Source organism: Bacillus sp. V3-13, assembly GCF_002860165.1.
Classification (GTDB): Bacteria; Bacillota; Bacilli; order Bacillales; family Cytobacillaceae; genus Bacillus_BJ.
Genome location: NZ_PGUZ01000024.1, coordinates 47095 through 59348, shown reverse-complemented (window position 1 = coordinate 59348; position 12254 = coordinate 47095). Strand labels below are relative to the sequence as shown.

Annotated in this window: 12 protein-coding genes; 8 read left to right on the top strand and 4 right to left on the bottom strand. The window is 42.6% G+C overall.

What is annotated here, in order from left to right:
* Positions 1–58: 58 nt before the first annotated feature.
* Positions 59–979 (bottom strand): RluA family pseudouridine synthase, encoded by a 921-nt coding sequence (locus CU633_RS10195; protein WP_101660058.1) that lies wholly within the window; start codon positions 977–979, stop codon positions 59–61.
* A 192-nt stretch (positions 980–1171) separates the two neighbouring features.
* On the opposite strand from CU633_RS10195, the gene CU633_RS10190 reads away from it, so the two are divergent.
* Positions 1172–1570, top strand: coding sequence for a YhcU family protein (locus CU633_RS10190; protein ID WP_101660056.1), 399 nt, complete (start codon positions 1172–1174; stop codon positions 1568–1570).
* 58 nt (positions 1571–1628) lie between these two features.
* On the opposite strand, the gene CU633_RS10185 is transcribed toward CU633_RS10190, so the two are convergent.
* Complete coding sequence (locus CU633_RS10185) at positions 1629–2096, bottom strand: thioredoxin family protein (protein WP_101660054.1); 468 nt, start codon at positions 2094–2096, stop codon at positions 1629–1631.
* Positions 2093–2533 (bottom strand): disulfide oxidoreductase, encoded by a 441-nt coding sequence (locus CU633_RS10180; protein WP_101660052.1) that lies wholly within the window; start codon positions 2531–2533, stop codon positions 2093–2095. Before CU633_RS10180 ends, CU633_RS10185 begins: the two co-directional genes overlap by 4 nt.
* A gap of 362 nt (positions 2534–2895) precedes the next feature.
* Here CU633_RS10180 and CU633_RS10175 point away from each other — a divergent pair, with 362 nt between their 5' ends.
* Positions 2896–4434, top strand: a complete 1539-nt coding sequence (locus CU633_RS10175; protein WP_101660043.1) for a bifunctional GNAT family N-acetyltransferase/carbon-nitrogen hydrolase family protein — start codon at positions 2896–2898, stop codon at positions 4432–4434.
* Positions 4435–4597: 163 nt separating this feature from the next.
* Positions 4598–6325 carry a phospho-sugar mutase gene (locus tag CU633_RS10170; protein ID WP_101660042.1) on the top strand — a complete coding sequence of 576 codons (1728 nt, stop codon included), beginning with the start codon at positions 4598–4600 and terminating at the stop codon, positions 6323–6325.
* 243 nt (positions 6326–6568) lie between these two features.
* On the opposite strand, the gene CU633_RS10165 is transcribed toward CU633_RS10170, so the two are convergent.
* Positions 6569–6823: a YhdB family protein gene (locus tag CU633_RS10165; protein ID WP_101660041.1), complete on the bottom strand. Its 255-nt coding sequence runs from the start codon at positions 6821–6823 to the stop codon at positions 6569–6571.
* Positions 6824–7028: 205 nt separating this feature from the next.
* Here CU633_RS10165 and CU633_RS10160 point away from each other — a divergent pair, with 205 nt between their 5' ends.
* The 5 genes from CU633_RS10160 (at position 7029) to CU633_RS10140 (ending at position 12244) form a co-directional block, all read left to right on the top strand.
* On the top strand, positions 7029–7346 hold the full coding sequence (locus CU633_RS10160; RefSeq protein WP_101660040.1) for a DUF3889 domain-containing protein: 318 nt from the start codon (positions 7029–7031) through the stop codon (positions 7344–7346).
* A 129-nt stretch (positions 7347–7475) separates the two neighbouring features.
* The gene (locus CU633_RS10155) at positions 7476–8888 is read left to right on the top strand and encodes a SpoVR family protein (RefSeq protein WP_101660063.1); all 1413 of its coding nucleotides are present in this window, start codon (positions 7476–7478) and stop codon (positions 8886–8888) included.
* A gap of 147 nt (positions 8889–9035) precedes the next feature.
* Entirely contained in the window at positions 9036–9893 is an 858-nt protein-coding gene (locus CU633_RS10150) for a YihY/virulence factor BrkB family protein (protein WP_101660039.1), read from the top strand.
* Between the two features lie 253 nt (positions 9894–10146).
* On the top strand, positions 10147–10848 hold the full coding sequence (locus CU633_RS10145) for a response regulator transcription factor (protein ID WP_101660038.1): 702 nt from the start codon (positions 10147–10149) through the stop codon (positions 10846–10848).
* Entirely contained in the window at positions 10838–12244 is a 1407-nt protein-coding gene (locus CU633_RS10140; RefSeq protein ID WP_101660037.1) for a sensor histidine kinase, read from the top strand. The genes CU633_RS10145 and CU633_RS10140 overlap by 11 nt, the downstream gene beginning before the upstream one ends.
* Positions 12245–12254 lie beyond the last annotated feature (10 nt).

Below are 12254 nucleotides of genomic sequence, written 5' to 3'. Positions count from 1 at the left end.
GGAACACCCTGAAACCCGAGGACAAGAAGACAATATCTAATTCCTGTTTTCTACTCTACTAAATTTGAAAAATATCTATTTCTGGAAAAATGGGAGGCTCATCAATAAACGGCGCATAACAAACGATTTCTTCAGCAGTAAATGGATGCGTAAACGCAAGCTTACCGGCATGGAGAGCTTGTCTTGGTAAAATGGTCTCGCCGCCATAAAGCTGATCACCAGCAAGAGGATGGCCAATCGCACTGAAATGAACACGGATCTGATGGGTTCTTCCTGTTTCAAGCTGGCATTCAACAAGGGTCATGCGACGATCCGGCAGAACCTGACGGACTTTGAAGTTTGTAACAGCTGGCTGCCCTGTAGAAGCCACCCTTCTGCGTGTGGGGTGGTGACGGTCGCGGCCGATTGGCTTGTTGATGACGCCTTTTTTTTGCCGAATAATGCCTTCTGCCAAAGCAAGATAAGTTCTTTTGATTTTCCGTTCTTCAAGCATTCTGTCCAAAATAGAACCTGCCAGAGCATGCTTTGCAAACAACACAGCCCCGGTTGTATCCCGGTCGAGCCGGTGGATATGCTGGATTTTGCGAAATTCGCCTTTTGCCTGCAAGTAGAAGGCAACGGCATTTGCAAGCGTGTCCTTCTCCTGGGCGAAATTTGGATGGGTATCCATTCCTGCAGGCTTGTTGACGACCAGCAAATGTTGATCCTCATAAAGCACTTCAATATCAAAATAAGTGGGAATGATTCCAAAATCTTCTTCTTGAAAGAGCCTCAGCTCCAAAGAATCTCCTTTTTTTAAAGGCAAATTCCAATTGGGCAATCCGCCATTGATCAGAATTGTTTTTTCCATTCTCATTTGATGGATCAGCTTTTTGCCAGCTTTCCAATGCATCCTTAAAAGCTCATCCAATGTACGGTCTTCCCATTCTGGAGGTATGGTGATTTTAAACCAATCTCCTTTGCTTCTGGTCTGTAACATTTAAAAGAATCTCCTTCATAATTATATTTTCGATTCAGGATAGGATTTTAGACTCATTAATTAATTTACCTTTTATTCCTTTTTTTAACAATATCATGGGTGTAATTACCACCATAAGCGGCAGACATAGTATGTTATTCTAATCATATATTTTTACGAAGTGATTACAAGGATTACAAAGGTGGGCTAGCAGTGAAAGTAGTTTTTGCATCGACTCCCGGGCAGGAAGAAAAAATCAGGGAGCTTATTTCTTACTTCTATTCAAGTGTATTTCCCCTTTATTTTTCTGATGAAGACATAAAAGATTTTGAGCGGTCAAAGATTTTACATACTACAGCAAGGCATTTTGAATACTTTAGTACACTTAAAGAAGCTTGCCAGGTGATCGTCTGCCTGCAAACATTGATCTCGATTCTGGAATTATCTGTCCAGGAAGAAAAATATCAGGCCTTATTCTATAAGAATGCAACAATTTTAAATGAGTTCAGCCTCTATTTTCCATTAACATACGGGCAATTTTTTGAGGCAAGAAGTATGAAGAACAATGTTTTTAGCATATATTCGAAAGCTGCCAATGAACTGTTGATTTAATTTGCGAATGAAAACGGAAAACGCCTGCTGCAGCAGGCGTTATTTTTATAAATCCATCTTATTTTGAATTTTCATTAAACCAGGCTTCAAATTCAGGCTCTTCTTTAAAACCGGTGATTCTGGCCGTTTCTTCCCCGTCCTTGTATTGGACGATTGTAGGTGTCTCAGTAATATTATAATCGTTCCAGCCATCCTCAAATTCAAGCAGATTATACTGGACTAAGTCGATGCCCATTTCTTCTGCTAAAGGTGTAACAATCGGAGTTGTTCTTTTGCAGTGGGGGCACGTCGGGCTGTAGAAATAGACAGTGACATCTTCTTTGTTTGCAAGCTTGTCCTCAAGCTCTTCCGGCAATATTACATTCTGGTAATTAGGATCATCAAGCTGGCTGACCGTCTCCGGATGCAGCGAGCTTTTTCCATACGGATTGTCTTCGGCTTTCTCATTTTGCTGCATATAAGTTAAAAACCCAATCGCTCCGAAAAGCGCAATGATTATCACTAAAAATATAACTACTTTTTTCACTTATGCTGCCTCCTGTTCTGCTTCCAAATCAATAAGCTTAACACAAAAATAATCGTGAACGCGGTTAAAGCCAAAAAAGGAATCGTAATGAATCCAAGCCAATTTATATACTGTCCGGTACAAGGTATCCGGCCGCATGAGACAGCACTGTCTGTCATAAACGGAATTTTTTGGATTGAATAGTGGTAGAGCGAAATACAGGCACCCACACCTGACATAACCATGGAATATAGAGCGATTTTATAATCTTTTTTTACAACGGCAATGCCTAAAATAATCGTGAGCGGGTACATAAGAATTCTTTGGTACCAGCATAAAACGCATGGTTCATACTGACGAATCTCTGAAAAATAAAGGCTCCCGAACATCGCAATCACCGAAGCGGCCCAGGAAATAAATAAATATGTTTCTCGGTAATCCTGTTTATTTTCCTCCATATGATCTCCCCAATAAAGAATGTCATAAAAAATTATAAGTTTTCCTAAAATCATTGTAAAACAGTTTCGCTCGAAACGGTGCGTTTAAATTTTACATTTTTGAAAAAATGAGGCTTATCATGTATGAGTATTAAAATTGGATGTCTGCCAAATGGGAAAGCTAACAACAAAAATCCTCAACAAACTTACCGGAATATAATCAATGGTTTCCAAATCTTAAAAAAGGGTAAAAATCTTTTTTAGTTAAAATACACTTAATGCTGCAAACGTTTATCCGCGAAACTGGAACATATATCCGTGAAATGGTCCTAAAGTGTTAACGGGGTGCCTTCGCTTGCTAAAATAAAGGAGTTGTTCAATGGATGTCCAAGCTTGATTTATCTAAATTCGAAAAGAAGATGGTCATAAGAAATACGCAGCATAAAGATATTGAAGAAATAATCGCGTTGCAGGCTGTTTGTTTTCCTGGCATGGAGCCGTGGAAGAAGGAGCATTTGGAAAGTCATTTGGAGATTTTTCCTGAAGGCCAATTTGTTGCTGAGTATGACGGGGAAATCATCGGCTCTTGTTCAAGTTTAATTATCAATTTTGATGAATATGACCGCCGGCACACATGGGATAATGTGACCGACAACGGTTACATTACGAACCATAACCCGGACGGCTATAATCTTTATGGGATTGAGGTGATGGTTCATCCAGGCTATCGGCGGATGAAGATAGGACAGCGCTTGTATGAAGCGCGCAAGGAGCTGGCAAGGCAGCTCAACTTGAAAAGCATTATTATTGGCGGGCGGATTCCCAACTATCACAAATATGCGGAGGAAATGTCGCCGCGCGAATATGTGAAGGAAGTATCGCTTCATAAAATATACGATCCCGTATTATCGTTTCAGCTTTTAAATGGTTTTACCTTAATGCGGATCAACCCCAACTACTTAAACGATGATGTTCAATCAAATAAATATGCGACATTAATGGAGTGGAATAATGTCGATTACCGGCCGACAACGAAGCGCTTTTATAAAACAAGCTATCCGGTCAGGATTTGTGTCGTTCAATATATGATGAGGCAGATTAAATCTTTTGACGATTTTGCAAACCAGGTCGAGTATTTTACTGCTGTTGCTTCTGATGCGGGCTCCGATTTTGCCGTATTTCCGGAACTATTCACCACCCAGCTGATGTCCTTTCTCGACGAAAAGTCTCCAAGCATGGCGGTGAGGCGCTTAACAGAATTTACGGAACAGTATATCGAACTGTTTACCGATCTAGCTGTCCGCTATAATATCAATATTATCGGCGGCTCGCATTTTGTGAAGGAGGACGACGAACAAATTTATAATATTGCGTATTTGTTCCGGCGTGATGGAACGATTGAAAAACAATACAAGCTCCATATTACTCCGAATGAACTAAAATGGTGGGGAATCAGCGCCGGGGATGAGGTGAAGGTTTTTGAGACCGACTGCGGCAGAATTGCGATTCAAATATGCTACGATATTGAGTTCCCTGAGCTCGCACGCATTGCCACCGAAAAAGGAGCTAAAATTATCTTTACGCCGTTCTGCACGGACGACCGGCAAGGTTATTTAAGAGTTCGTTACTGTGCACAAGCGCGTGCCGTTGAAAATCAAATTTACACTGTGATTTCAGGGACAGTCGGAAATTTACCGCAAACGGCGAATATGGATATCCAATATGCACAATCGGGAATTTTCGCGCCATCCGATTTTGAATTTGCCAGAGACGGGATTGTTGGTGAAACAAATCCGAATATAGAAATGGTGCTTATCGGCGATGTCGACCTGGAAATTTTGCGAAGGCAGCGACAGGATGGAACGGTTCACCAATTAAAAGACAGGCGCCATGATATTTACAAAATCCAATATAAAAAATAAACTATAATAGGGAGAGAGTTCGGGCCGTCCGAAATGGTACGGCGTGAACTTTTCCTTTTCGGCTAATCGGAAAGAGAATTGTCATAATTAGGCGTTTGTTTTTTGCAGGATTCCCTGCGTAAACAGCGAACAATTAAAGAGGCATATGAAGAGGAGGACCTATATGAACTGGAAACAAAAAGCAGCACGATGGCTTGATTTTGCCGGGCTGGACAGCAGTTTAAGTGAACAACTGGACAATATGGATGAAAAAGATCTTGAGGATGCTTTTTATAAGGATCTTGAGTTTGGTACAGGCGGTATGCGCGGTGAACTTGGAGCCGGAACAAACCGGATGAACATTTATACAGTCAGAAAGGCTTCAGCCGGGCTGGCGGCTTACATAGAAACAAAGGGACTTGAAGCGAAAAGACGCGGGGTGGCGATTGCCTATGATTCGCGCCACAAATCACGCGAGTTTGCAATGGAGTCGGCTAAAACGCTTGCGTCACGTGGGATTCAGACTTATGTATTTAATGAACTGAGACCAACACCGGAGCTATCGTTTGCGGTCCGCTTTTTGAACGCATTCTCAGGAATTGTCATAACGGCAAGCCATAACCCGCCTGAATATAACGGCTATAAAGTGTATGGTCCCGACGGCGGCCAGCTGCCCCCGGAAAGTGCGGATGAAGTGATCGCGAAAGTAAATGAAATTGAGGATGAGCTGCGGATCGAGGTTGACAGTGAGCAAACCTTGCTCGAAAGCGGCCTTATTAAAATGATTGGCGACGAAGTGGACCAGGCATATTTAAACAACCTGATCACCATTTCAGAAAACCGGAACATCGCAACGGAAATTGATGTAAGCGTTGTATTTACACCGCTGCACGGTACAGCGAATAAACCGGTCCGGGCTGCCTTAAAGGCATTGGATTATAAATTGGTTCATGTGGTAGAAGAACAGGAATTGCCCGATCCGGAATTTTCGACCGTCAAAAGTCCAAATCCGGAAGAGCATGCCGCGTTTGAACTTGCGATCAGGGACGGACATAAAGTTAACGCTGATTTGCTGATTGCAACAGACCCCGACGCAGATCGCCTCGGAATCGCAGTGAAGGATGAACAGGGTGAGTATATCGGTTTAACGGGCAACCAGACTGGTGCGCTGCTGCTTGACTATATCCTCTCGCAGAAAAAAGCGAAGGGGACGCTTCCGGAAAATGGAGTGGTCCTGAAGACGATCGTTACATCGGAGCTTGGCCGGAAAATTGCCGCTTCATTCGGCCTTGATACGATCGATGTACTGACAGGCTTTAAATTTATCGCTGAAAAAATTAAAGAGTATGAAAACAGCTGTGAATACAAATTTTTATTTGGTTATGAGGAAAGCTACGGTTATTTAATTGGCGATTTCGCCCGCGACAAGGATGCGGTCCAGGCGGCGGTTATGGCAGCCGAGGTTTGCGCCTTTTACAAAAAGCAAGGTATGTCCGTTTATGAGGCGCTAAACGCTTTATATGAAAAATACGGTTTTTATCGGGAAGGGCTGCGCTCTTTAACGTTAAAGGGTAAAGACGGTGCCGAAAAAATCAATCAAACTTTAGCTTCTTTCCGCGCCAATCCGCCTGAACGATTCGGTCATGTCAAGGTGGCTGCGATGGAAGATTATTTAACAGGAGTTCGCAAAGAGGCAGGCTCCGAAGAAAAGATTGATTTGCCAAGCTCGAATGTTCTGAAGTACTTGCTTGAGGATGGTTCCTGGGTGTGCCTGCGCCCATCCGGAACGGAGCCGAAGATTAAATTTTATTTTGGGGTGAACGGGAGTAGCCTCGCTGAAAGCAAAGAAAAGCTCGCTGTGCTCGAAAAAGATTTTATGCAGCGGGTTGAACAAATTATGGATTCACTTTAATTCATTAGAGTGAATTTCATAAAGCAATTCTTTAATTGAAAAACGAACAGTGTTTAAAATTAAGATAGTATTACTCGTTTCCTGCAGAATATTCCTATTTTTATTTAGACAATTTCATTCGTTTTTCGGTCTAGCTTATTACATTGTGAAATTTACTCCATTAGATTAAAAAATAAAATTTTAGGGAATGATAACACGGCCGCAGGTAACGGCCGTGTTGTTTTATTGGTGGATATTCTCCTGTTACGATAGGTTGTACATCGGTGTTTTGCTGACGTCTTTTTCGGCTGTCCCATTGGCATGGTCGATGTAACGAAGTAATGCATAGAGCGTGTTCTCAATGACCGTATAATCCCGCTCGAAATTGTAGGCATGCAGGAAGTGTTCAATTTTTTTTGACAAAAAATGATCCTCTGTCCGGACCATTAATATTAACAAGTTATCCCATTCGGATCGGTGTGTGTAATACAACGCTCTGTCATAGTCGACTTTATTCATTTTAAGCTCCTCCTCTTTTCAGGAGTTGAAATTAGTTTGCGGAGAAAGCAGGTTTTTTTTCGCTGTAAATGTTGGAGTGCCTTCTATGGCTGGCTGACTTTATTTGGGTGAATAATGGCGCTGACATTGCGGCAAAAAAAGATGTGTATAACTACATAAAAATTCTGCAGCGTGAAATGATAAGAAAAAAACAGTGGAGGTACAAATGAAAAAGTCTCTGTTAATTGCGATGTTTACATGTCTGCTGTATGCTGCAGTCCCATTTCATACAGCTGCGCAGCAACAACCCGATTATGAAAAATATGGGAGAATTGCCACTGCTGTGGTCAAAGAAGATTATCCGGGTGCAGAACTAAAGGATTACCAATATCTTGGCCGCAAGCGGATTTCAGCTTCTGATGTCTCAGATTCGTTTCGTTTTCAAGTAACCGAGCAAGGGAAGCCAAAAAATGTTGTGGTAAATGTCTCCCATAATCTTCAAAATAAAAAATTGTTAAATTTAAGCGTTCAAGAAGAAAGATAATTTTTCGGGCCCGTAAGATAAAGGGCCCTATTTTTATCCGCCTCTACTATAAATTCTTGCTTTACACTACATCATTCCCTTCGCCCCTTCATACATTGTGGTAAGGACGAAAAGGGGGAGTGACCGATGATGAAAGCAGATGATCAAAAGGCACTCGAGTATGCGATTGACGAAATAACGGAGATTGCAAAAGGGTTTGGCCTTGATTTTTATCCGATGCGTTATGAAATTTGCCCTTCAGAAATTATTTATACATTTGGCGCCTACGGAATGCCGACGCGATTTTCCCATTGGAGCTTCGGCAAGCAATTTTATAAAATGAAGGTTCACTATGATCTCGGCTTGTCAAAAATTTATGAGCTTGTCATCAATTCGAACCCATGCTATGCATTTCTGCTTGATTCCAATTCGTTGATCCAGAACAAATTGATTGTCGCCCATGTTCTCGCACACTGTGATTTTTTCAAAAATAATTTGCGCTTCCAGAATACGAAACGGGATATGGTCGAAAGCATGGCGGCGACCGCGGAGCGGATTCGACGATACGAAATTGCACATGGAAAGCAGGAAGTGGAAAAGTTTCTTGATGCGGTTCTCGCGATCGAAGAGCATATTGACCCATCACTAATGCGGCCGAAGCTTAACTGGACGATCGAAGAGGAGGAGGAGGAAGAAGAGAAGGCAGCCGCATCCCCATACGATGATCTGTGGAACCTTGATGAAAAAAACAAGCTGAAGCCCGAGAAAAAGAAGCAAAAAAAGAAAATACCGCCCCGGCCGGAAAAGGATATGCTGTTGTTTATCGAATCATACAGCCGCGAGCTTGCTGATTGGCAGCGCGATATTTTAACGATGATGCGTGAAGAAATGCTTTATTTCTGGCCGCAGCTTGAGACGAAAATCATGAACGAAGGCTGGGCTTCATACTGGCACCAGCGAATCCTGCGCGAAATGGATTTGACAAGCGGAGAGTCGATCGAGTTTGCGAAGCTGAACGCAGGTGTCGTCCAGCCATCAAGAACGAGCATCAATCCTTATTACCTCGGCTTAAAAATTTTTGAGGATATTGAGGAGCGATACAACAATCCGACAGACGAGATGAAGGAACGCGGAGTAAAACCTGGATCAGGCCGGGAAAAAATGTTTGAGGTCCGCGAGATTGAATCGGACATTTCATTCCTGAGGAATTATTTAACGAAGGATCTCGTGATGCGGGAGGATATGTATTTGTTCCAAAAGCAGGGGAAGGATTACAAAATTGTTGATAAATCATGGGAACAAGTGCGCGACCAGCTTGTCAATATGCGGGTCAATGGCGGATTTCCGTATCTGACAGTCAATGATGGCGATTATTTAAAAAATGGCGAGCTTTACGTAAAACACTGGTATGAGGGAATTGAGCTTGACGTTAAATATCTCGAAAAAGTTCTCCCGTACGTTTATCAGCTCTGGGGGAGAAGCGTACACCTTGAAACGGTCGTCGAGGGAAAATCGATGCTGTTTACTTATGACGGGAAAGCGATTCACCGGAAATATTTATAAAAAGGCCAGGCCGCTTGAGCGGCCTTTTCTTTTTGTCAGGGGGCGCTATTTTAACAGGAAACAGATTTTTCATGCGATACGGTTAATCTCCTTGCTGAGCGGGAAAAGAGAGAGAAACGGTCTAATTTGCTGTCAGGAGTGGTGCACATGAAGGATAAATTTATGGCGTTTGTTAAAATACTTGGAAAAGAAATAAAAGATGACCGGGTTACCGGTTTGGCGGCGGAACAGGCATATTATTACATGCTGTCCATTTTTCCGATGATCATCTTGCTGTTGTCGATCCTTCCTTATTTGTCTATCGATCCTGAGGAGGCGATCGGCTTTATGCAGACTGTAATGCCAGGGGAAACAGCGAATGTTTTCCAGGAAAATATTATCGAAATCATTAGCAAACCAAACGGGGGTTTATTAACATTTGGGATCATCGGGACCATTTGGTCGGCCTCCAATGGGATGCGCGCGTTTATTCGCGCCATGAATACTGCCTTCGATGTGGAAGAGACGAGATCGTTCATTAAAGCCAGGCTTGTGTCGATCGGGTTAACATTCGGCCTGATCATTACTTTGGTTGTTGCATTAATGCTGCCTGTATTTGGCGATGTCATTATCGATTTTTTAAAATCATATTTGAGCATCCCTGAGCAAATGGAAATATTATTTAGGATTTTAAGATGGGTGATCGCCATTTCGGTTATGATCGTTACCCTTGCCGTTTTATACAAGGTTGCACCAAATAAGCATTACCCGTTCAAGCATGTCTTGCCAGGCGCCATTTTTGCCACGGTTGTTTGGCAGCTGATTTCACTCGGTTTTTCATTTTACCTTGACCACTTCGCTAACTACTCAGCAACCTATGGAAGCCTTGGCGGTGTGATTATTTTGATGCTCTGGCTTTTCCTGACGGGCCTCGCCCTCGTGCTCGGCGGCGAAATCAATGCGATCTATCATCGTTCACATTTATCATCAGTGAACAAAAAAGAAGATGAAGCCCTTACCATATAATGATATGACACCACCCACATCTGAAGCAGGGGGCTTTCTTCGACCCCATCCATAATGATGTAAAATCAATTTAAACTGGAGTTAACGGCTGGACGATTTTTGGTACAGCCGTTTTTCTGTTATAGCTGCAAATTTGACCGCTCATATACGTGATATATAATTGAATCGTATAGGTTATCCGTTTTGTTTCATAACAGATCGTAACTCTTAAGCACACAAATATAGATATATCAAGGGACCAGGGGGATGGAGCATGAATATTCTTGTTGTTGAAGATAATGAAAGTGTTTGTTCCATGCTTGAAATGTTTTTTATGAAAGAAGGCTATAAAGGGACATTTGTTCACAATGGGCATGAAGGATTCGATGTGTTTAATAAAGGGAGCTGGGATTTAATTATCGTCGATTGGATGTTACCGGGCATGGATGGTGTGACGCTATGCAGAAAAATAAGGGAGCTTAGCTCTGTTCCGATCATCATGCTTACAGCAAAGGACAGTGAATCGGACCAGGTGCTCGGGCTTGAAATGGGCGCAGATGATTATGTGACAAAGCCGTTTAGCCCACTTACTTTGATGGCAAGGATTAAGGCTGTGACGCGCCGTTTCCAAACTGAAACTGCGAAAATTCCTGATCATCACTTTGTCACCTCACAGTTTTTCAAGATCAGCAAAGAGTCCAGGGAAGCGTATTACAATGGGGAGCCATTGACGAACTTAACCCCGAAGGAATTTGATCTGCTTTATTATTTTGTGAAAAATCCGCGCCAGGTTTTTTCACGGGAGCAGCTTTTAGACCGGGTCTGGGGTTATGAATTTTACGGAGACGAGCGGACGGTTGATGTTCACATAAAACGGCTCAGAAAGAAAATCGGCAAACCGTCACAGCCATTCATCCATACCGTATGGGGGATTGGCTACAAGTTTGATGAATCGGTGACAGCTGATGAAAATTAAGTACTTTTACCAGCTTCTGATCAGCCATATCGGCATTCTTATTCTTGCCTTTTTAATATTGAGCCTGCTGTTTTCGCAGTTCGTTGAAAACTATATTTTTGAAAATAAAGTAGAGGAATTAAATGCTTACGGCGAACAAGTACTGAGTGATGTATCTTCAAGGCTCGATGGTGATGAAAGATATTTGCTTCATTACAGCCAAATGCTTAATGCGAGAAACATCCGCTTTTTCCTTTTTGACAGCGAAGGCAGGGTGCTGTTTCCGGAAATTCAGCACCAGCCGTTGATTCAACTGACGGATCAGGAATGGGCGCAAATTAAAAAAGGAAACAAAGTCTCGGTAAGGCATGATTTAAAGAGATTTGAGCAAGAGGTTACACTTGTTGCGCTTCCGCATATTATCGGCGGGGAGCTGGCGGGAGGCATCATGCTGCTTGCCCCGATCAGCGGCGCCGTTGAAACGATCAGCCAATTAAACGAGTATTTGTTTTACACGATTTTCATTTCGTTGGCGGCGACGATTTTGTTAAGCTGGATTTTATCGAAAAATTTAATCAAGAGAATAACGCAGTTGCGGAACGCGACTTCGATGATTTCGTCTGGAAATTATAATGTGAATATCCCAAACATAAACCTGGATGAGATCGATGATTTGGCGGCGGACTTTAATCGGATGGCTTCGCGTTTAAAGGAATCCAATGATGAGATAGACAGGCTTGAGAACAGGCGGCGAAAATTTATTGCAGATGTCTCGCATGAGCTGAAAACCCCTTTAACGACGATCAGCGGCCTGGTTGAAGGCTTTAAGAACGACTTGATTCCCGGGAATGAGAAAGACAGGGGCCTGGATTTGATCGATAGGGAAGCGAAACGGCTTATCAGGCTTGTAAACGAAAACCTTGATTATGAAAAAATCCGCTCCAACCAAATTAGGCTGAACAAAGTATCGATCAATCTGTATGATATTTTTGAGTTAATTGAAGAACAGCTTTCCGTGCTTGCAAGGGAAAAGGGAAATAGGATTATCATTGATGCCAATGAACACGACACTGTTTACGCCGATTATGACCGCTTTACGCAAATCCTGATTAATATTGTGAAAAACAGCATCCAATTTACGACTGATGGAAGCATTACCTTAAGGGCAAGGAACACGGGTAAAGAAACGGTCATCGAAATCGAAGATACCGGAATCGGCATTGATACAAATGAAATTGAATCAATCTGGGACCGTTTTTATAAAGCCGATTTATCGAGGACAAGCAGCATGTTCGGAGAATTCGGGCTCGGCCTGTCGATCGTCAAGCAGCTTGTCCAGCTTCATGACGGGAGCATTAACGTCGTGAGCGAAAAGGAGAAAGGGACCAAGTTCACGATGGTATTTCCGAATGAATAACCCGCGATCC